Below are 21,307 nucleotides of genomic sequence, written 5' to 3' on the forward strand. Positions count from 1 at the left end.
CTCAAAAGTCTTATGGGTGAGGGTAGGAGACAGGAGACAGGAGGCAGGAGACAGGAGGCAGGAGACAGGAGAAATGGGGATCAGCGAGGAGGTAGGAGTAACAATTGTAAGAATGATTTTTCTGCCCAACTATGCGCCTAAAATACGCTCCTTTTTGAGCATAAAGAGCTAAAAACTAGGCACTGCAATTCGACCCCAAAAAGACTAAAACCTTTATCTGTAAATACTTTTAGATTTAATCAGCAGAGCAATAATTAACTAGCTATCAGCTTTTAGCAGCTCTGATTGAAATCCCCTTCTAAACGTCAAAAAAAATGAACAAAGCTGAGTGCTGAGTGCTGAACGGTTCTTTAACAATAGGTTAAGGATGATAATTTTAAGATTATTAATATTATTTTGAGGTGGAATTTATTTCTTCTCAAAGCCGTTATTAACGGCTATATTTTTAGTTTTTGACTTCAGCTATTTCTATTATTTGACCATTCCAGTCTTTAACTAATAAATTCAGGGGTCTCTCCATTCTGATTTTGTATTTAATACCTCGCATTTGTACGCGCATTAATATTTGTTCTAAACAATCTTTATCAAAACAAACATGGCGTTGATTATTTTTTGTACCAAGACTTGCTCCACTAATAATATGTACCTGGGTGTTTTTCATCAATTGATACCACAGACCATCTGAAACTCCTATTCCTTGGTTAGTAGTGCTTGGTCTGGAATAATCACTTGATAGATAAAGTGGATCTATACCTGTTGCACCTAATGTTTGTTCATAATTATAATAATAATGTAAAGGCACTTCTGCTACTGGTAAATCCAGCATTCCTTCATAAAACTGTTGAGCAAGGGCTAAATCTGAAACCATGATTGTGTGAACTTTCGGGGCGCTAGTAAGAAACATCCACATAGCTACAGCATAAGCTGCTAGTAGCATTACCATTATTCCTTGGGTAGAAAATAAACTATCAAGTGGTAGCTCTGGTAAAAAAGCGCCTAAAGTTAACTGGGGGAGTAGAAAAGCCATCATATTTACTACTAAAATCATTTAATCAGATATTAAGAATTACGATTGATTAATTTTTGTGGTCTTAGCATAAACTCTATTTAAGTTTAACCTTACTATTATATTATAGAGTATTCGTAGTACTCAACAGCAAATGCCGTTTCAGTAGCTTCGATATGTAACTAATAGATAGATTGTTTTACACAGCATCTGGTAGTTTTTACTTGTCTTTAGAAGGTAATTTCTTGAGAAGTAATTATGTGGAATATCTTCAAGTCTTTGTCTACGGTACTCTTAAACCAGGAGAGGTAAACTACAAATCCTATTGTGCTGAATATGTTGTGGATGCTTTTCCGGCAATAACTAATGGTCTATTGTATGAACTATCTTTTGGCTATCCAGCGATGACTAGAGGAGATATGAATGTATATGGATTTATCTTATCATTCACAAATCCAGACGTTTTGCTAGATTTGGATCGATTAGAGGATTATCATCCTGAACGCCATCCAACAGAAAACGAGTACCAGAGACAAAAAATTGATACTTTTGGAATTAATGGAGAATACTTATGGACTGTCTGGAGCTACTTAATGTTACCAGAAAAGGTTAATTTATTTGGTGGTAAATTACTGCCTAGTGGATTTTGGACAAACCATTGACGAAGTCAGATAGGGGAGCCGTCGGATTGGCGACGTACAGAAGTCATAAGTCAGAAGTTAACCCACTCCTCGCCCCTCCCCCTCCCAGGAGGGGAAGTAGGGGATTTTGAGTAACCCTACAAAAATATTTTGTCTTAAAAGACGGGGTGAATAACCCAATTATTTTGATAAACCTTTCCACTTCCAAGTATAGTAAAAATTATACATAAATATAGTCATATTAAAGGAATATAATTTGCTAACTACTTGTAATTTTACAATCTTATTATTGATTTTTCACTGGTGAAATTGGAGGTTGAGGAATTTTAAGTACTGGATCGTTTATAGTTAACATCACATTATTAGGATTCACTATTTCTATTACAGGCTCATTTAAAGCAATTTGTACAGTTTCAGAATTAGAATGTTCAGCTAGCTGCAGAATATTAGTCCGACTATTTGAGATTATTCCCGATATAAATGCTATACATAGAGCCGCAATAGCAGTACCACCTAAGACAAATTTCCGTTTTGATCTACGGTCGATTTTATCAAATACTCGATCAACCATTATCTCCACAGGTTCTACTTTTGGAGGTATTGGCATTCTTTGAAATTCAGAATGTAGTTGTAGTAGTCTTTGATAGAGGTGTTTTGCCACTGGATCTGTAGCAAGTAGAAGTTCTACTTCTCTACGTTGTGATGGAGTTACTTCACCATCTAAATATGCACTTACTAATTCAAACCTTTCTTGTTCCATCATTTTTTTCCACCCTGAAATTGATTATCTAAGTTATTTGAATTAACATTTTTATTCATAGTCAACGCTACATAAAATTTTGATATTTTCTCAGAAAAGCTAATTGAATTATTTTTGTTTTACTCGATTAAATTTGATTAATATTTAGAGATTTATCTTGACTAAATTTCTACTCAAAATCAAATTACTTATTATATGTATATCATTCAAATATCTAGATATTTTTGGAGTTGTAATTGTAATCTTTGCCTAGCTCTAGCAATTCTTGATTTGACAGTACCTAGAGAAACTCCAGTAATTTCTGCAATTTCTTCATAAGATAAACCTTCTATTTCTCTCAAGACAATAGTTACCCTAAAGACTTCTGGTAGTTGAGAGATTGCATCCCTCAGATAATCATAAAATTCTTGTGTACTTAACTCTTCTTCTGGCCCTGGAGTATTTGTAGGAATCTCCCAATCTATAATACCATCATCTAAAGTCAGAGGAGCGTCTAACGATAGAGGAGGGGTAACTCGTTTTCGTTTCCGTAACTCATCATAAAACAGGTTAGTTGTGATACGACTGAGCCAACTCTTAAACTTTACTGGTTCTTGTAACTTTTTAATATTACGGTATACACGAATCCAAACCTCTTGAGCCAAATCTGAGCGGTCTTGCCATTCAGGGGCTAAATGATACAAAATTTTATCTACATGGAGTTGGTATCGATGTAGAAGTTCTGCAAAGATTGCACGATCTGGGCGATGACCTTGTTGGCAGCGCAGTACTAGATCGTAGTTAGAGAGTTTTTCAGGTGGCAATTCCACTTGCGAAAGGGTTTGTTCAACCTTAGACCAGGGTACAAATATATATTGATTCATCAGCGGAACTGGCTCAATAATTTTGTTATTTAGCTCTAGTTCCAATTAGACGAGAAATCTTTTCTAGAGTTCCCAATTATCCACAGTCAAAATTCAAAAGTCAAAAGTCAAAAGTCAAAAGTAAGAAAAAAAATTATAGTCGTTAATAGGAATTAATAATTCAGTAAGTATTTATGCTTAATATTTTCCTGAGAATTTAACTTTTGAGAAGTAATTTATACTGTATAAATATTTACCAACAATAAAAAATGTATACTACTTTTGATGTTACAAATTGACGTGCCGAATGTGGGATAGTAGCGATCAGGAAATTTGTTAAATAACTTTTTCTCGACTTCCTTTTTTTTCTTTATTTAAATTGATTCTACTCCCAATTCCTGACTCTACTATCTCTATTGCTCTTCACAAGCTCCAATACTGACCCAACTACTTGACCCATCTGCCCAATGTTCTTTTTTCCATATAGGGGCTGTATGTTTCAAAGTATCAATGCCATAACGAGAAGCTTCAAAAGCTTCTGAACGGTGTGGACATCCGACAGCCACTAAAACACTTATTTCACCAATTTTTAAACGTCCCACTCGATGATGAATGACCACGGTCTCGACTTCTGGCCATTGACTACGAATTTCTGTAGAGATTTGCTCAAAAACTTTGATGGCCATAGGTTGATATGCTTGATATTCTAAGGCCACTACAGATTTGCCGTCTGTTTGATTGCGAACCATTCCGCTCATTACTACTACAGCACCATTAGCAGGATTATCCGCTAAAGTGTAGATTTCAGCAATAGATAAAGGAGCTATAGTAATAGCAAAATGATTTTGTTCTGGTTTGAGTTTGGTAGATAAAGGTACTTTTAAAATAGAATTCATAATATCAGTAATAATTTGTTTCCAATCATGTAAAATCTATATTTATTCTAGCAAAATCTCCATGTTTTCATATCATGTCCGGTAGCATCGGTATTGTAAGCGTGAAGGTAAGGAAGAAGGAAGAAGGAAGAGGGAAGAGGGAAGAGGGAAGAGGGAAGAAGGCTTAAAAGCTTGAAAAAACCTAAATTTCCTGTAGATATTTACCCTTGGTTTTACACAAATGATAAAGTGCGGACATGATATCAGGGAATAATTCAGGAGTTAAAGAAAAATCATAAATATTTTTCTTCAGGAGTTATTTATTGCTTCAATTTTGTTTTTTTAGATATTTTTGCTTTCTTCAATAAAGTAATTCTATTGAAAATAATTTAAGTATAATTGTTTATATTCAGCAGTCTATATTGGTATTTATCAACTGAAGCATAATTCAAAAAATCGATAAAGTGCCTTTCTGCAAAAAGAAAATATTGCTGCTATATTATGGCATTTTTTAGAGAATGGTACACATTTATTTCTCCTCTTTGTGTTGCTTATTCCTTATTCTCTAAAATCTGTAATTTTGTACCTCACCAATATAATACTTAACTATATTCAAGATTCTGTTTTGCTTCCACCTAAAAGATATAGTAAAGCCATTCGTACAGCAATACCACTAGTTACTTGTTGAGAAATTAAACTTAACTCAGGGTCATCCATTAAGTCAGAACTAATTTCTACTCCTCGGTTAACAGGTCCAGGATGTAATAATTTGACTCCTGGTTGACAAAGTTTGAGGCGATCGCGTGTAATACCAAATAATTGATGATATTCTCGTAAACTAGGTAATAAAGATTCGCTCATCCTTTCTTTTTGGAGACGTAGGGTCATTACAAAATCAGCTTTTTCTAGAGCTGGTTTAATATCCCAATGTAAAAATAATTTACTCGGTCTATTTTTGCCAAATTCGGCGAAATATTTAGGTAGTAAAGTAGGTGTTCCAGCTAAATGTACTTCGGCACCAGAAGCCGTCAAACTCCAAATGTTAGATCGTGCTACTCTAGAGTGGAGAATATCTCCCACAATAGCAATTTTTTTTCCTTCTAAAAGTTCTATTCTAGGTTGAGTTGAGTCTAACAACATACAGATAGTAAATAGGTCAAGTAAAGCTTGAGAAGGGTGTTCATGTTGACCATCTCCAGCATTCAGAATTCGCACTCCAGAACCATTGCGATCCATTTCCGAAGCGATCGCTGCGGGAACTCCAGCATCACGATGTCGAATGACCATCATATCTGTGCCCATTGCTAGATAGGTCATTGCTGTATCCAGAATAGTTTCTCCTTTGCTCAAAGAGGAAGTACCAGGGGCAAAATTTAGAGTATCCGCAGACAAACGTTTCGCAGCTAATTCAAAACTATTGCGGGTGCGTGTAGAAGGTTCAAAGAATAAATTTGCTACTACTAGACCTTGTAATGCAGGTACTTTCTTCATCCGGCGACCTAAAACTTCTTGAAAACTAGCTGCTGTTTGTAGTACAATATTATATTCATTGGGTGTAAATTCTGCTAGAGATAAAATATGACGACGAGTCCAGAGATTTGTAGACATTTTCAATTCAACTTTTGTGAGATGATTATCAGTTAATTAATTGGTTTCGATTAATATTATACGGGTTATATAGATAGTTTTAGTAAAAAAAATCTGACAAAAAAATAGGAAAACAGTAGCTATCACCTAATTTTTTTTATGAATAATTACCAATATTATTTAGGTAGCTGTTTACCCGATGATGCTTCTAGTTATGTCAGACAAAAGGCTGATGAAGAGATTGATCAAGGGATTAAAGCAGGTGAATTTTGTTTTGTACTGAACTCTCGACAAAACTGAACTCTCGACAAATTGGTTTCTGGTAGTACAGATGGGATATTGAGAATTTGGCATTTTGAAGGTACTTTGCTCAAAAGTTTGGATACTTATGAGGCTAATGTTTTAAGTGTGAGTTTTAGTCCTGATGGCAAAGTGTTAGCTTCTGCTGCTTCTGATGGCAAGATTATTTTATGGAATTTTAATCTGGATAATTTGTTGATATAGCGCTGTGCGCAGGGAACAGGCAACACTTAACTGGGAACAGGGGGAATAAATTGCCGTTTGCGCAAGCATTCCGTAGGAATCATATAAGACTTCTAGCTCTTTTGCCCCTACTACAATTTGTAAATATACCAGCGCTCATTGCTATAGAAGCTTGTCAACAGGTATATGATTATTTGCAAACTAATCCTAATGTGAGTGAGAGCGATCGACTTATTTGTGAAATCTAACTTGACATTAATTTTGCTGACTTCTGACTTGCGCATAGCGCTATAACTAATTATCCGCACTTGATATGACAAATGAATCTCCAGACAGTGGTTTCCATATTTTTATCATTTTTCTTTGCAGCTTTTCTCAAAGGAATTACAGGACTAGGTTTTTCAACTATATGCTTGCCTACGATGGCAACCTTTCTCAATCCAAAAATAGCTATACCCTTAGTTATCGTACCTTCCCTCTCAAGTAACCTCCTGGTAATGGCACAAACTGGAAAGTTTCAAGATGCACTTAGTAATTTCTGGCCTATTTATGTCTCTACTTTCCCAGGGTTACTTCTGGGGGTATATGTTCTCAATTCTATAGAAGGTGCAATTAGTCGAGCTATTCTGGGAGCTATTTTATTTCTCTATGCTCTATGGGCGTTGCGCTCAAAATCTATTATCCTTTCTGAGAAGATGAGAACATGGCTGACTGTTCCTGTAGGATTGACAACAGGAGTAATAAATGGTATCACCGGTTCTCAGATTATGCCTATTTTGCCATTCTTACTTGCTTTAAACCTAAATAAAGAAACTTTTGTACAAGCGATCAATCTTTCTTTTACCCTTTCAAGTATGATTATGCTGTTTCTACTGGGCAAAATTGGATTGCTGCAGCCATCTTTGTTAGGTATTGCTGTAGTGGGTATTTTGCCAGTTGCTATAGGGATAAATCTTGGTAGTAGGTTGAGAAAAAGGTTGCCAGAAGAGAAATTTCGCACGGTGGTTTTGTTGTTTTTGTTGGTCGTTGGTTTAAGTTTGATTGTTCGGTCTGTGGTTATTTAGCTATTCAGAAGATGCGTTGCATTTTATATTAGTGACGATAGAAAACATATCCTACAATTTCAAACAATTATCCCGATTTTTAAAGATTCAGTAAAGTTCCGGAAAAAGAGTTGAGATTTAGGAAAAATTGATGTTAACTACAAATACTTTAATATGAATATTCGGTAAATTTTTGCATGATTTTTGACGGTTTTATGAAGATTCAGTAAATTTTTGAATAAACACTTGCTATTGTCAGAATCTCTGTGTCAATATATTTACAGGTAAACACAAATATTTTATTCACAACAAAGTTAAACAAATATCCATCAAAGGAGCAGAATAATTATGAATACTAAGACTCAAGTATCCAAAAAAAATTTTTTTAACTTTTTACGGTCGTAGACCGTAAAAAGTTTGGCTAATGCTTTGAGTGCCAATAAATATGTAATAGGAACAGCAATTACTTCTGTTGGTTTAGCAGTAATAAATTCCCCAGTTCAAGCTGCTTCAATGGGTGTAGTTGATTTTGAAAGTGGATTCACTGATGGTCAATTAGTTAACAGTGTTACTGCGAATAATGGCAATGTATTAACTTTCTGGACAGGAAATCAAACCCCCACATCTAATCCTGAAATCGCACAAATTGGAGATCCAATAACTGCTTTTTCTTCTAGTGACGGCGCTACTCTTCAGTCCCAAATTGGCAATTTCTTCCTGACGGATGGGTTGTCAGGACCGGGAGCTAGTAACTACTTTATTGAATTTAGTCAAGCTGTATCAGAAGTTAGTATAGACCTTCTAGATTTAGATGCGTTATCTGTCAACGGTGGTCCTGGTGTAGCGACTGTAACAGTATTTTCTGATAGTTTTTCAACTGTTATTAATTCTCAGGACTTTCTAGGTTCCACAGGCCCAGTAAGTTTAGAAACTCTTGATACCTTCAGCATTAGTGGTAATTTAAATGCTATAAAATCTTTGTCTATTGTTTATAGTGTTAATGGTGCTGGAGATATAGGAACTGGAATCGACAATATCACTTTTACACAATTTGAACCATCTCAAGGAGAAACTCAATCTACACCCGAACCTGCTTCAATTTTAGGTTTACTAGCTTTTGGTGCTGCTGGTGCTGGTTCCAAGTTAAAGCGCAAATAGAATTACTAAAGTTATAATAAATATATTAGAGTTGTTGGGAATTAAGCTAAAAAAATGGCTAAAACCCTTATTAGTCAAAGTTTATAGCGCTTTTCATCCCTAGAATCATGAAAAGCTTATTCTATAAGGTTTTGAGCATTGTTCAATTGTTATTTCCCAACAACTCTATTAGATAAGAGCGATCGCTTGTTAGTTTCAGGGGCGATCGTTTTTCATTTGGTTTCGATGGCAAGATTATTTTATGGAATTTGAATCTAGATGATTTGTTAATAGAAGCTTGTCAACAAGTATATGATTATTTGCAAACTAATCCTAATATCATAAACAGCGATCGACTTCTCTGTGATTATTGAAGAAAACTAAGTAATATGTCGTAAATCATATGTCGTAAGTGATATGTCGTAGGTAAAAAAAATGGTCGTCTTGCATATGTTGCCTTGAATACTTATCTACTACTTTTGCAGTATGTGAAGAAGAAGTCGGGAGTTAGTAGCTAGATACAGTTCTTTATTTATCACTATTCCATCAATTTAGCTATTGGAGCGCATTCCCAATACTAATTACCGAAAAATTGTGGGTATCCGCCTCCCCTTATTAAGGGGATAATAAATAAAAATTTTCATGATTAGTCAATCCTCTCCTTGAAAAGAAGAGGTAATAATTAATTATTTATTAATTATTAATTATTAATTGTTGAACTGCCTTCACAGATATTACTAAATCAATATCACCACCTCTTCAAGATCCGGATCACAGTACAAGTCCGAAAAATCACTGAAAATAAGAATATGTTGAGGAACAAACAAAGAACTCAACTATGTATTGTCAACATCTTACTTTTTTTAGGGTCAATCTAATCATGACTATTTCACAATTGATCAAAAAATTTTCAGCAACCTTTGCTGGAACAGCTTTCGCTGCTCTCAGTGGCATCACAGCAGCTCAGGCAATTTCCATAACTCCCACCAATAACGGCAATGATTTAGTTAATGAAATCTTAGGCAGTGGGATTACCATTGCACCAGATTCTATCAACTATATAGGTACAGGAGGTGCTTCAGGAATTTTCACCAATGGATTATCATCTGGTATTGGCATCGATAGCGGTATTATTCTGACTACAGGTACAGCTACGGATGCCCAAGGTCCGAATAATTCAGATGAGCAAACTACCGAGAATGAATTGCCTGGAGATTCAGATTTGGATGGGTTGATTCCTGGATTCACTACCGAGGATGCAACAATTCTGGAATTTGACTTTGAAAGTGAAGGAGGAGACCTTTACTTCAATTATGTATTTGCTTCTGAAGAATATGTAGAATGGACAAACTCTGAATTCAATGATGTCTTCGGTTTCTTCCTAAATGGAACCAATATTGCTCTAATTCCTGGTACATCTACTCCAGTTGCCATCAATACAGTTAATGGAGGAAAACCTCTAGGAACTAAAGCGAGTAACCCGGAATTTTTCAATAACAATGACCCTAGTGAGGGGGGGCCATTTTTTGATATAGAATATGATGGTTTTACTAATCTATTTACTGCCCAAGCATTAGGACTGAGTGCTGGAACTCATCATATTAGGTTAGCGATCGCTGATGCTGGTGATGCGAAACTCGATTCTGCTGTATTTATCCAGGCAAATAGTTTTTCAGATATACCTATTGATCCTCAATCAATTGAAAATGTTCCTGAACCTTCTGTATTAATTGGATTGTTAGTAGTTGGTTTTGCTGGTTCGTGGCTCAAGAAAAATATCAACAAAATTTAATATTATGTTTGTTGAATAGTTACAGCATATTCGAGATTAATGTGCTACAATTAAACCGGTAAATATTTTTTGCTTGTTCGATATCCGGCCTCCCCACCTTCCCGGCCTCCCTACTCCCTACTCCCTAAAACCATCAATACAATATATTTACTTCGTGTCTGTAAGAAACTGTTAAGTCTTAGATGGCATTTTTCTCGACATTTATGGACAACTGTTGACAAAATGTATAGGTATAACCGTCTTTTTTATATACAACTTTTAATTTGCTCACATGAACACTTTTTGCTTTCTGTCCTGGCACTGGGAAGTTAAAACTATTTGATTTTGAGCGAGGATTAACTCTACCTACTTCCTCAGTTTCAATGAAAGATACTAAATCTCCACTATTCCAACCTCAGAAATACCTGTGAGAAATGCTTAATCATGTTTCTGTAAAATTTGTCAAAGGTTTATGAGCACGGGCGTTTTCTCAGCCCCCCCATTAATTGTTGATACAGGATGAAAGTATAGGCAGTAAAAACTAGAATAAAGTGACGCATTAAACTGGTTTTATTTATCACTTGATACTCTCTTAAACCTAACCAACCCTTCTCTTCTCTATAAAATTTTTCGATATAGTTTCTCTGGGAAAAAGTAGTAATATCATGTCCGGATAATTAGTGATAAAAAACTTCCTTCTTTTTTTCTCCTGACTCCTGACTCGGTCCTCCTGACTCCTGACTCTTCCGTCGTTATTTATAAATATTCAACCGGCCATCATATAACTATCCATTCTCCTGTCACACTTTTATATGGTTTATTTGTAATTAAATAATCAATTTCAGTTGCCGATTTTACAGAACTACTATTCATTTAGTGCACTTGCGAGTCCCAGGGAACATACAGCTCGGTTGCATTCGTTTTTCCTATGTCCAGAATCATCAATAATCAGAGCAAATTCATTCCTAATTTTCGTCTGATTACCTTTATTCATAATTTGTAAACGACGCTCATTTATCAAGTTCTCATTCTATTGTGCTTGGCTAATAATTCGTTTTTTTAATGGTTTTGGTGCGCCTACTTTTTTACCATTACTCAATGTAGCAAAAGTTTTGATACCTAAACCTATACCTAGAGAATTGCTAGATCCTGGTAGTATTTGCGGTTGAATTTCTACTACAAAACTGAGAAAGTATCTATTAGCTGAATCTTTGATTACTGTTACTGATGATGGTTATCCTGGTAAATCTCTTGACCAAACTACTTTTAAATAGCCTATTTTGGCCAAGTATACTTTGTCTTCATGTAGTTGAAAACCTCTTAAGATAAATCTAGCTGTTTGTCTTGATTTACGTTGCTTAAACTTTGGAGGTAAAAAAGTTTTACCTTTTCTTTGAGCTTTTGTAGACTTAAAGAAGTTTTGATAAGCTTGGTTTAAATCATTTAATCAATGTTGTAATGGTACAACAGAAACTTCTGATAACCATTCTTTATCTTCAGTTTTTTTAGGTTGAGTAATAAAGAGTTTTTGTAGATCGGAATTAGTCGGTTTTTTCTGGCCTGAAGTATACTTTTTCTAACAACAAGCTAGACTATCGTTCCAGACCACACGGACACAAACAAATAGCTGTGCTAATCGTTGTTTTTGTTGGCATGTTGGATAAATACGATACTTATATCTGAGCTTTCATAATTTAACTCGTGCACTAACGAAATGATACCATATTTATCAAACCAAAAGTAAATGAAAAGTCGCCCTCAAAGGGCGAGACTTCAGAACCAGTTTTTCGGTGAAATAATCGTTCAAGATTAGTGTCAATAAAAATTTTCAGTTTGTATAATCTCAATCCATGACTGTAATGAAGTGTGTCCTATATTCTGTTTGCGTAGCATTTCCGAAGGAAAGAGGACCTCAGAATTACACACTCGATGGATGACTTGTGAAACAGTATCAGTCCTACTGACTACTTCTTCAAATCAGGGTTCCTCGTGGTAAAAGCTACACAAAAAAGACCAGTAAAATACTTAGATCCAACTATTGCTTTATTACTTCCCCCGTCCCTACAGAAATTGGCTAAACTACTCTATCGCACTTATCTGGAAACTCATCCTGATCTGCTAAGACATCCCTTTGGTGTAGCCATTAGTCCTGTCAGTTACAGAGCTAGTCTAATATTCTCCCATCAGCCAATTTTATTACCAGGTGAATTTTTCGTCCCTGTAGAACTAATTGAATCAAAAATTTATTAACCGAATATGGACTTACTGAGAATATGGCCTCTTACCCTAATTGTATTTGCCCTTGGTGCATCCATTGGCAGCTTTCTCAACGTCGTCATTTATCGCATACCTTCTAAATTATCTATACTCTTGCCTCCCTCTCACTGCCCCCGTTGTCAAAGTAAATTAAAACCCTGGGAAAATATCCCAATATTTGCTTGGTTATGGTTATATGGACGTTGTGGCCACTGTCACAGTCCAATTTCTATCCGCTATCCCTTAGTAGAAGTCATTACAAGTTTCTTATTTTTGCTAGTTTTCTGGAAATTTGGAACTACAATTTCCACCTTAGGTTATTGGACTTTTTTCAGTTGGCTACTTGCTCTGTCTATGATTGACTTAGATACCATGACTTTACCTAATCCTCTCACACAATCTGGATTAGTCTTGGGTTTAGGCTTCCAGTTGCTTACCATATTAGAGAAAAATATTCAAGAAAATAATCTAATCAATTTTTTAATGGTTGGTATTATGGGCGCAGTCCTGGGTTTATGGTTGTTTGACTTAATCTCTATATTCGGTTCAATAGCTTTCGGGCAAACAGTTATGGGTGGAGGAGATGCCAAATTAGCAGCCATGATCGGAGCTTGGTTAGGTTGGAAATATCTACTATTAACTTGTTTTCTCGCCTGTACTATGGGAGCATTTGTAGGTGGAGGAGCGATCACTTTAGGTTGGCTAGACCGAAAACAACCAATGCCATTCGGGCCTTTTTTAGCAATGGGAGCAGGTTTGACTGTTATGTGGGGTGATGGTATATTATCAACCTACTTCAATCTGTTTTTCCCTGGATTCTCATCCTAATTTTTCTGGATGAAGTCAATTACTCTTAGATAGAGTGTATTACTCAGGAGATGTAAAGTATAGATACTTAGGGCTAAAACTTTTCTAAGCAGACAAAAACTCAGTAGAATAACCAGAATTTAAAGCCAAACTTTTTAAACTATTACAGAATTTTTTTGAATTAAAACGACCTTAGTTTATTTTGTATTAGCTGATAGTCATAGCTCTATATTGTATACTTATTAACCTGAATAGGTGAAAAACACAACGCTTTAGCAAAAATTTAATCACTGAATAATTAATTCTAAATTATTTTAATGTCTCTATTTGATTGGTTTGCAAATCGACAAAAATCAGTCCAGAACTCTCAACAGAGACCTGAACGAGAAATTGCTGATGGACTGTGGATCAAATGTGAAGCTTGTGGTGCTTTAACTTATACCAAAGACCTCCAAGCAAATCAAATGGTTTGTCTCGAATGTGGATACCATATGAAAATATCCGGCAATGAGCGGATTCAGCATTTGATAGATAGTAACACATGGATGGCAATTAACGAAAAAATTAGAGGGACAGATCCTTTAAAATTCCGCGATCGCAAAGCATACAGTGATCGTCTCGAAGAATATCAAAGAAAAACAGGGCTTTTAGATTCTGTACAAACAGGTATCGGCAACATCGAAGCTGAACCCGTAGCTTTGGGAGTGATGGACTTCCAATTTATGGGAGGAAGTATGGGGTCAGTTGTTGGAGAAAAACTGACTAGGTTAATTGAACAGGCGACTAAAGAGCGTTTACCTGTAGTAATTATTTGTGCTTCCGGTGGGGCCAGAATGCAAGAGGGAATGTTGAGCCTGATGCAAATGGCCAAAATCTCCGGTGCTTTAGAATGTCATCGAGAAGCAAAACTGCTATATATTCCAGTTTTAACTCATCCGACTACAGGTGGTGTTACAGCAAGTTTTGCCATGCTTGGAGATATTATTATCGCTGAACCAAAGGCAACAATAGGTTTTGCGGGACGACGAGTTATTGAACAAACTGTCCGTGAAAAGCTACCTGAAAACTTTCAGACCTCTGAATATCTATTGGCACATGGTTTTATAGACATAATAGTACCTCGTACTCAGTTAAAGAAAACTCTGGCCCAGTTAATTCGCCTTCATAAAATTCATCCTGCTCCTCCTACTTCTACTGAGTCATTAGAAGCAGGGCCATACTGCCATTTACCCTTTCAGGCAGAACAACATAATTCCATTACAAATGACAATAAAATTCAAACCATGCCTCAGAATTAGATTTTGAGTGCTTCAAGGGATTTTTTTTAATTATTTATGAATTGAAAAAATGTTATGGGTTTCGCAGATATATCAATCCAGGAAATAGCAGAAGATTTTAATGTCCATGTAGATGAGGTACTTCGTCTTTGTGACCAAATGGGAATTTCTTATAAACACTCTCAGACCCGTTTGGCCTTAGAGGATGCTAAAGCAATCATGTCTCATTTATTAGCCCAAGAACAAAAATCTAATTCTTGATCGGAGTTGATAAATACTTGACGAATTGACACATGACCACTGATAAATAAAAATTAGATCAAAGTTCAGTAAATCTGAAGTAATAAATGTATCTGTGTTAGTTGATTAACTTGCCAGTTTTAAGGAGAAGAATGTTGAAAAAATTTTTCATAGCTGTACTTGCCATTGTATTTCTGACGTTTCAAACGTTCGTTAACATTGCCACAGCAGCGGAATTAACAGATAACGACCGGACTCTACCTCTGAATGATAAAGGTGAAAAAGTTGTACTTAAGATTGAGGAATACGCCAGAGGCAAAAAGGTATTTAATAATGTTTGTTCTCAGTGTCATGTCGGAGGAATAACCAAAACTAATCCTGATATTGGCCTTGGTCCAGAAGCTTTAGCTTTAGCCTATCCGCCACGAGATAATATTGAAGGCTTGATAGACTACATGGAAAATCCTACTACCTATGATGGGGAGGTTGAGATATTTGAGTTTCATCCCAGCATTAGGAGTGCCGATATTTATCCAGAAATGAGAAATCTCACAGAGGATGATCTATACGGAGTCGCTGGTTATATTCTCGTACAGCCTAAAGTTTTAGGCAAACAATGGGGCGGCGGTAAAATCTTCCGTTAAAATTCCTTTTTCTTGAAATATTGACTAATGATTTTAGATTATTGGTTTTTTGATGGGAGACAAAAAAATTGTTTTTTTCTTCATTAAACCCTAATCTAAAATCGATTATTTATTATTCTAGATTTGTACTTAATTAAAGTTAGAAAAATAGTATGTTAAATAAATCATTACTGATTCGTTTTCTGCTAGCTATATTAATTATTATTCAAGTAATAATTGTTGATACTCAATCAGCCGAAGCTGCTGTAGATTCCTATGTAAAAAGATATTTAGACGCTAAACAACCAGTAGAAATTAAACTAAATGAACAAGGAGAAACAAAGAAATTTTCTGCTGAAGATTTATCCACAGGCAAACAGATTTTTGCCAAAAATTGCCTTAACTGTCATGTAGGAGGAGCAAATTTAGTCAACCCTCCAATATCTCTATCCCTCAAAAACTTAGAAGGAGCAACACCACCACGAGATAATATTAATAATTTAGTTGCTTTCTTCAGAGACCCTATGATATATGACGGTAGTGATTATACTTATTTTTGTCGTCAAGTTACCGAAAACTGGATGTCCCAAGCTGAAGTAGAACAGATGGGCGCATTTATTTTGAGAGCTGCACAAAAAGCTCCTGCTTGGGGAGCAGAAGGGGTTGAACAAAATTGACATCTTCTAGAAAACTTCAGACTAATATCCTTACTGACAAATTAAAAAACACCCTCCTTAAATCACTATAGCGCTTCGCCCTCGTTTATTTACAACTTATAGCCTAGGATGTAGATCGTAAGAGTTAACAATTGATAGTTGAGAAGAAAAAGTGGTGTATTAATTTCAATTCAAATAGAAATCTCCAGAAAAGGGGGTAGAGAGTAGGGAGTAAGGGTAAAGAATTGATAATTTATGTGGGATAATTGATTTTCTTTTTTATTATTGGAGATGTCTAATAATTGTAAATACTTTTAACTTCTATCTAAAAAGTTTCAATAAAATTAAAATATACAGGACTTGCGCAAAATATCAAATCATACACCATCTGTAGATGGGAACGGCCGTTCACCCCTATCAGATACAGTAGCTCTAGGTAAGTCCTGATATATAGAAGTAGGAAAGAAGAACTATAGAAGTAGGAAAGAAGAACATAGTGGTATAGACACGACTATTATTAGTTAACAAGTTGCAAAACAGGAAAGATAACTGTGGTTCCACTAAACGACGAAAACCCTACTAGCAAAACAGCCTTTGTAGTATACGGCTTAATTGTAGCTAATGTCCTATTATTTTTGTACGAGATTAGTTTGTCAGATATTCAACTTAGGCAGTTTTTTTATTCTTGGGCTGTAGTTCCTTGTCAACTCAGCAATACTTGTTCAGTTCCACTGCCAACTTCCCAATTTCCTGAGTGGGTAACTTTATTCAGTTCTCAGTTTCTACATGGAGGATGGTTGCATTTGGGTGGAAATATGCTATTCCTCTGGATTTTTGGCAATAATGTAGAAGACTGTTTAGGTCATGTGAAATTTTTAATTTTTTATCTCGCTTGTGGTGTACTAGCATCTTTATCCCAGTGGTTTTTCTCATCCGGTTCAGCTATTCCCACCTTGGGTGCAAGTGGAGCGATCGCCGGTGTAATGGGAGCATATATCCTCAGATATCCCAAAGCTAAGGTTCTCACATTATTACCTCTGGGATTTTTTATTACCACCGTTCGTATTCCAGCATTCTTTTTCCTAGGTTTTTGGTTTTTGCAGCAAGCATTTTATGGTGTTGCTAGTCTTAATGCACCAGCCAATATTGGCATGGAAGGAGGTGGTATAGCTTATTGGGCTCATGCTGGAGGCTTTGTCTTTGGAGCTATTCTAGGTCCTTTATTAGGATTATTTTCCTCGCCAGAATAAATACTTAAAGCTTCATAGGGCTTTGTTGCACAAAGAAAGGAAATAGGGTAAAAATAAAAGTGCGTGGCACAAAAAACCTACATCAACGTAGACATGAGTAATTCCAAGTCCAAGTTTCAGTCTAAAGTACCTCCTCAGCAACTGGTCTGAATATGATGTGTCCTTAAAACAGAGGGGGAGTTTGACATTTTGGTTATCTCCAGAGGTAATAGGGCAATGGTTGAATCAAAGGAAGACTGGGCTTAGAGGAGCATCTAAATATATATAGTTATACAGTAATAAATGTGGCAATTGAATTAATGGTGACACTACAATCTATTTATAGGGCGTTGTCAGATTAAAGGATGAATTATAGGGACAGGGTGGGAACAGGGACTTCTTTAAACTTAAGGTAATGAATCAGTAGCCGAATTGAGTGCTTTAACATTTCAATAGACTTGGAATAGCACAAGGTTTTGCGATGTAACCTGGCTAAGTAATGAGGTAAAGGTGTATTTTCTCCCTCTACACCAGTCATGTAAGTCTTGCTGACAATCTGATCTCCTGCTGGAATACATTTGCGATAAACTGGATTACCATCCCTCACCCAAAAGTAACATTGCCACCAGGAAATAGTCTGCCATAGTACCATAAATGTTTCTGCACTATGGTTACCTAGGGCTTGCTGATTAAATATCAAAGCATTGACTGATATTGGTTTGCTGCCTTTTTTTGTCTTTAACAAAGTGCAAGCTTTTCGGTCTAAAAAGCTCATGCATGCTAGTATTTTGGGATGATTATGGCAGAAAAATCAAGGGACAATTTTTACTACTACCTCCTCGCTCATCCCCATTTCTCCTGTCTCCTGTCTCCTGTCTCCTGTCTCCTACCCCCACCAACAGACTTTATGAGCGCAAACCCTACCTACTACCCAACCTAAAATCCCGGTGGGAAAATGCTCTACAGCAGCTCCTCTGCCAGATTTGATTTTTTTTCCGACAAAGGTTTCTAGTTGCTCCAATTCTCCTACCTCTGGCATAGTTTCTGCTTCATAGGTATCTGGTAGAAGTGTTCCCACGAGTTTAACCCCATCCATAATCGTTGTGCGTGAAACTCCTGTAATTCTCTCTATGGCACGAAAACCCATGCCATTAACATACATTTTCCAGCAGTTGCGCTTGAGATCATCACTGTATCCTCTATGTTGATATTCTGTGAGCAACTGAGGGTCACACTTGACACAGATATAATTTTGCTTACCTTTTCGCGTGACCATTTTTATGGATGTGGTGCCTGTGGCATTCTGGACATTCCATGACATCTCTCCTTGAGTTCTAGACGCTGATCATTCTCTGAATTATCTTCTTTTCTGACAACGCCATTTATAGTATGCCAGGACGACAAACAGAGGGCTTTTTGGAATCTATATTTACCTTGATGGAACCAGATTTATATCATGTCCGGTAGCATCGGTATTGTAAGCGTGAAGGTAAGGAAGAAGGAAGAAGGAGGAAGGTTTTAGTTATCTAGGAGAGAGGGAAGAAGGCTTAAAAGCTTGAAAAAACGTAAATTTCCTGTAGATATTCACCCTTGGTTTTACACAAATGATACCAGCGGACATGATATTATTCGTACAATGTGTCATGCTTAACCGTATGATTTAAAAAGGTAAGTCTAATAGCTACAAAGTTGAAATCTAGTTAACTCCAACAACAGGGTTGGCTTGCGATCGCCACTTTCATGGAACAAAGCCGCTTCATAGCGAAAGAAGCACAGGAAAGAGAGTAAATAAAGTCGTTATCGATCGCGAACCTGTGTCAATGTTCCCACTCCAGTGTTCAGACTAGATGTTCTCCGTGAGTCAGCGAGCTGTGGTTCGGGTATCTCCAAATCATCAAATTGTTCCAATGGAATATCTATAGGAATATCAGCAGCGTTGACCACAACCCCCAAAAGCTTAGGAATATATTTATCAGATTCTTCTTCATCATCACCTGTTAACTGTTCTATGACCTCTGTTAGTACACCTGACATAGTGAAATTTGGCCTAGTTACAATAATCATGCCATCAGTATAAGGTTCTAACATCAAAGCATCATTGTTTTTACTTATGCAAGGAGAGTCAAGGATAACAAAATCAAAACGATGTCGCGAATCTGAAAGTAACCTTTTCATCTCACTTGATTCAATAATACCTCCTGCTTGTTTCACAGGACCGGGACTAGGGATGATATAGAAATTTTCTACCTCTGGAACTTGTTTGATACAATTACTGATATCACTGTAATAACGAAGCGGTTCAAAAGTTCTTTGTGGTTCGGGAACAATTTTAAGAGATTGAACTTTTGAAGGAGTTCTTAAGTCTGTCTCTATTAAAAGTGTCCGCCGACCTGCTCGTGCAGCAGCGATCGCTAAATTATAAGCACAAAATGTTTTACCCTCCCCTTTTTCTCCACTGCTCAACAGCAAAACTTTCACAGGTTTAGTTCCTTGACGTTGTAAATTTGTCCGTAACTTTTCATAAGATTCAAGATAAGGAGAATTATGCTCAACTAATAAAGGCATTTCCTTTGCATCCATATCGTCAAAAAATATTACATCTGGCAACAAACCCAACAATTGTACATCTTTTTCCTTCAATGCTGTTTGAATTTCTTCCCAAGAATAGAACTTGCCAGAAAGCATTCCCAAAACAAAAATTAAGCCTCCACCAACAACTATGCCTGCTAGTCCCCCTATTGCCAACATCAAAGGCATACTTTTTTCTCCTCCTGGTTCACCCTCCTTGAAAACAGCAGCTTTCTCAGCAATAGCTAGACTGCTAATTATTTCTGCCTCAGCGGCTTCAGCATCTTCTAAAGTTGCTCGCATCTTATCCAAACGAGACTTTTTGATGGCAACTTCTTCTTGCAACTGAGTTAATTTTAATTGCTTATTCGGAATAGTCGCATACTCAGCTAGCAATTCTTGCTCAGTTTGAATTGTTGTTTCTAGTTGTCTTTGTAGTTGCTCCTGCTGAGTTTTCAGAGCTATTAAGGCTTCTGCTAACTGTTGTCTTGTGGGGTCTAAAGAAGCATCTACTCGAATTTGCTCTACCTTTCTCAATGGTGCTGCTATCCCATTACCCCCTAAAACTTCTGCCGCACGTTGCTGTAGTTGTTGTTCTGCAACTTGTTTTTGCCTACGCAACTCAACTACAGGTGGATATTCTTCTGTAAAATCTAATAATAACTTATCTAACTGATTTTCTACTTGATACAACTGCACTCGGAGATTTGCTATAATTGGATCAGCAGCGAGTGCCCGTGCTACATAAGCTTGATCTGCAGTTAACCCTAACTGCTCTTCTAAACTCTTAATCTGAGCTTCTACCCCATCTAACTCAAGTTTAATCTGGGTTTGTTGTTGTCGGCTACCTGCGATCGCCCCTGGTAAAGCTGCTGCCCTTGCTGTAACCAGTAATGCTTCCTCTTCTCTCTCAAATTTCTGTTGCTGTTCTTGAGCTTTTCTCAATTCTTCAACTGCTGCGGGTAAACGTTTTCTGACTTCATCAATAATTGCTCTTTGAGATGTAGTATTAATTTTTCGGCTTTGCTCCACTATTTGTTCCATAAGAGCATCTACTATTTCTACAGCTTTTTCTTTATCTGTATCTTCATAAGATAAATAGAAGATGTCTTCTTTTAAAACAAATATTGCTCCTTTGAGTTTCCTTGGATCTACCAATACTTTTTCTGCTACTGCCTGTCGAACTTCATCATTCAGTAGTATTTCTGGAGTAACTGCTTGAGCGTTTTGTTGGATTTGAGCAGCAGTCTCAGAAAATAGTAAAACAGGACTAATTTTCCTCAATGTACCTAGAATTGTACTTTTTGTTTCTGGATTTGGCTGCAAAGCAATTATTCCTGAAACACCTACTGCTACAGTGAAAGTTGCTACTCCTACCCACTTGTATAGTCCTAAAGCCATCAAATAGCGTTTAATAATTGGTATAGCCATAATCTAGTATTTATTAATATATTTAGAAATGATTTTTTTAGTCTTGGCTCTGTTTAACATTTTATTCGATATTAG

Annotated in this window: 21 protein-coding genes and 4 pseudogenes; 15 read left to right on the top strand and 10 right to left on the bottom strand. The window is 36.4% G+C overall.

The window, feature by feature from the left end:
* Positions 1–12 precede the first annotated feature (12 nt).
* Entirely contained in the window at positions 13–141 is a 129-nt protein-coding gene (locus F6K18_RS20270; RefSeq protein WP_287523359.1) for a hypothetical protein, read from the top strand.
* A gap of 304 nt (positions 142–445) precedes the next feature.
* Here F6K18_RS20270 and F6K18_RS20275 read toward each other — a convergent pair whose 3' ends face one another.
* Complete coding sequence (locus F6K18_RS20275) at positions 446–1,048, bottom strand: glyoxalase-like domain protein (protein WP_287523361.1); 603 nt, start codon at positions 1,046–1,048, stop codon at positions 446–448.
* Between the two features lie 152 nt (positions 1,049–1,200).
* Here F6K18_RS20275 and F6K18_RS20280 point away from each other — a divergent pair, with 152 nt between their 5' ends.
* Positions 1,201–1,668: a gamma-glutamylcyclotransferase gene (locus F6K18_RS20280; protein WP_240038835.1), complete on the top strand. Its 468-nt coding sequence runs from the start codon at positions 1,201–1,203 to the stop codon at positions 1,666–1,668.
* 265 nt (positions 1,669–1,933) lie between these two features.
* Here F6K18_RS20280 and F6K18_RS20285 read toward each other — a convergent pair whose 3' ends face one another.
* The 4 genes from F6K18_RS20285 to F6K18_RS20300 form a co-directional block, all read right to left on the bottom strand.
* Positions 1,934–2,410, bottom strand: coding sequence for a transcriptional regulator (locus F6K18_RS20285; protein WP_287523364.1), 477 nt, complete (start codon positions 2,408–2,410; stop codon positions 1,934–1,936).
* Positions 2,411–2,613: 203 nt separating this feature from the next.
* The gene (locus F6K18_RS20290; RefSeq protein WP_124143909.1) at positions 2,614–3,270 is read right to left on the bottom strand and encodes a sigma-70 family RNA polymerase sigma factor; all 657 of its coding nucleotides are present in this window, start codon (positions 3,268–3,270) and stop codon (positions 2,614–2,616) included.
* A 392-nt stretch (positions 3,271–3,662) separates the two neighbouring features.
* Positions 3,663–4,145 carry a molybdenum cofactor biosynthesis protein MoaE gene (locus F6K18_RS20295; RefSeq protein ID WP_287242372.1) on the bottom strand — a complete coding sequence of 161 codons (483 nt, stop codon included), beginning with the start codon at positions 4,143–4,145 and terminating at the stop codon, positions 3,663–3,665.
* A 591-nt stretch (positions 4,146–4,736) separates the two neighbouring features.
* Positions 4,737–5,732 (bottom strand): aspartate carbamoyltransferase catalytic subunit, encoded by a 996-nt coding sequence (locus F6K18_RS20300; protein WP_287523367.1) that lies wholly within the window; start codon positions 5,730–5,732, stop codon positions 4,737–4,739.
* A gap of 138 nt (positions 5,733–5,870) precedes the next feature.
* Here F6K18_RS20300 and F6K18_RS20305 point away from each other — a divergent pair, with 138 nt between their 5' ends.
* The 6 genes from F6K18_RS20305 to F6K18_RS20330 all read left to right on the top strand — a co-directional run bounded on the left by F6K18_RS20305 (position 5,871) and on the right by F6K18_RS20330 (position 10,166).
* On the top strand, positions 5,871–6,011 hold the full coding sequence (locus F6K18_RS20305) for a hypothetical protein (RefSeq protein WP_287523369.1): 141 nt from the start codon (positions 5,871–5,873) through the stop codon (positions 6,009–6,011).
* A gap of 12 nt (positions 6,012–6,023) precedes the next feature.
* Entirely contained in the window at positions 6,024–6,215 is a 192-nt protein-coding gene (locus F6K18_RS20310; protein WP_287523370.1) for a hypothetical protein, read from the top strand.
* A 50-nt stretch (positions 6,216–6,265) separates the two neighbouring features.
* Positions 6,266–6,442 (top strand): hypothetical protein, encoded by a 177-nt coding sequence (locus F6K18_RS20315; RefSeq protein ID WP_287523372.1) that lies wholly within the window; start codon positions 6,266–6,268, stop codon positions 6,440–6,442.
* A gap of 72 nt (positions 6,443–6,514) precedes the next feature.
* Positions 6,515–7,258 carry a sulfite exporter TauE/SafE family protein gene (locus F6K18_RS20320; RefSeq protein WP_287523374.1) on the top strand — a complete coding sequence of 248 codons (744 nt, stop codon included), beginning with the start codon at positions 6,515–6,517 and terminating at the stop codon, positions 7,256–7,258.
* Between the two features lie 396 nt (positions 7,259–7,654).
* Positions 7,655–8,395: a PEP-CTERM sorting domain-containing protein gene (locus F6K18_RS20325; RefSeq protein WP_287523377.1), complete on the top strand. Its 741-nt coding sequence runs from the start codon at positions 7,655–7,657 to the stop codon at positions 8,393–8,395.
* An 859-nt stretch (positions 8,396–9,254) separates the two neighbouring features.
* Positions 9,255–10,166 carry a choice-of-anchor L family PEP-CTERM protein gene (locus F6K18_RS20330; protein WP_287523380.1) on the top strand — a complete coding sequence of 304 codons (912 nt, stop codon included), beginning with the start codon at positions 9,255–9,257 and terminating at the stop codon, positions 10,164–10,166.
* A 427-nt stretch (positions 10,167–10,593) separates the two neighbouring features.
* Here the strand turns inward: F6K18_RS20330 and F6K18_RS20335 are convergent.
* Positions 10,594–10,807, bottom strand: a pseudogene (locus F6K18_RS20335) (IS701 family transposase); the annotation flags it as partial.
* Positions 10,808–11,721: 914 nt separating this feature from the next.
* Positions 11,722–11,817, bottom strand: a pseudogene (locus tag F6K18_RS20340) (helix-turn-helix domain-containing protein); the annotation flags it as partial.
* Positions 11,818–12,134: 317 nt separating this feature from the next.
* Here F6K18_RS20340 and F6K18_RS20345 point away from each other — a divergent pair.
* The 7 genes from F6K18_RS20345 (at position 12,135) to F6K18_RS20375 (ending at position 17,254) form a co-directional block, all read left to right on the top strand.
* Positions 12,135–12,395: a hypothetical protein gene (locus F6K18_RS20345; RefSeq protein WP_124143905.1), complete on the top strand. Its 261-nt coding sequence runs from the start codon at positions 12,135–12,137 to the stop codon at positions 12,393–12,395.
* A 6-nt stretch (positions 12,396–12,401) separates the two neighbouring features.
* On the top strand, positions 12,402–13,229 hold the full coding sequence (locus F6K18_RS20350) for a prepilin peptidase (RefSeq protein ID WP_287523383.1): 828 nt from the start codon (positions 12,402–12,404) through the stop codon (positions 13,227–13,229).
* Between the two features lie 296 nt (positions 13,230–13,525).
* Positions 13,526–14,506, top strand: a complete 981-nt coding sequence (accD, locus tag F6K18_RS20355; RefSeq protein WP_287523386.1) for an acetyl-CoA carboxylase, carboxyltransferase subunit beta — start codon at positions 13,526–13,528, stop codon at positions 14,504–14,506.
* Between the two features lie 54 nt (positions 14,507–14,560).
* Positions 14,561–14,746: a translation initiation factor IF-2 N-terminal domain-containing protein gene (locus F6K18_RS20360; RefSeq protein WP_124143902.1), complete on the top strand. Its 186-nt coding sequence runs from the start codon at positions 14,561–14,563 to the stop codon at positions 14,744–14,746.
* Positions 14,747–14,877: 131 nt separating this feature from the next.
* The gene (psbV, locus tag F6K18_RS20365) at positions 14,878–15,369 is read left to right on the top strand and encodes a photosystem II cytochrome c-550 (protein ID WP_287523388.1); all 492 of its coding nucleotides are present in this window, start codon (positions 14,878–14,880) and stop codon (positions 15,367–15,369) included.
* Positions 15,370–15,521: 152 nt separating this feature from the next.
* Complete coding sequence (psbV2, locus tag F6K18_RS20370) at positions 15,522–16,025, top strand: photosystem II cytochrome PsbV2 (protein ID WP_287523391.1); 504 nt, start codon at positions 15,522–15,524, stop codon at positions 16,023–16,025.
* Positions 16,026–16,555: 530 nt separating this feature from the next.
* On the top strand, positions 16,556–17,254 hold the full coding sequence (locus tag F6K18_RS20375; protein WP_287523393.1) for a rhomboid family intramembrane serine protease: 699 nt from the start codon (positions 16,556–16,558) through the stop codon (positions 17,252–17,254).
* A gap of 349 nt (positions 17,255–17,603) precedes the next feature.
* On the opposite strand, the pseudogene F6K18_RS20380 reads toward F6K18_RS20375, so the two are convergent.
* The 3 genes and pseudogenes from F6K18_RS20380 to F6K18_RS20390 form a co-directional block, all read right to left on the bottom strand.
* Positions 17,604–17,909, bottom strand: a pseudogene (locus tag F6K18_RS20380) (IS1 family transposase); the annotation flags it as partial.
* 246 nt (positions 17,910–18,155) lie between these two features.
* A pseudogene (locus F6K18_RS20385) lies at positions 18,156–18,549 on the bottom strand (IS1 family transposase); the annotation flags it as partial.
* Between the two features lie 481 nt (positions 18,550–19,030).
* Complete coding sequence (locus F6K18_RS20390; RefSeq protein WP_287523395.1) at positions 19,031–21,232, bottom strand: tyrosine-protein kinase domain-containing protein; 2,202 nt, start codon at positions 21,230–21,232, stop codon at positions 19,031–19,033.
* Between the last annotated feature and the right edge of the window lie 75 nt (positions 21,233–21,307).

Origin of the sequence: Okeania sp. SIO2C2 (assembly GCF_010692625.1) — a bacterium.
Lineage (GTDB): Bacteria > Cyanobacteriota > Cyanobacteriia > Cyanobacteriales > Microcoleaceae > Okeania > Okeania hirsuta.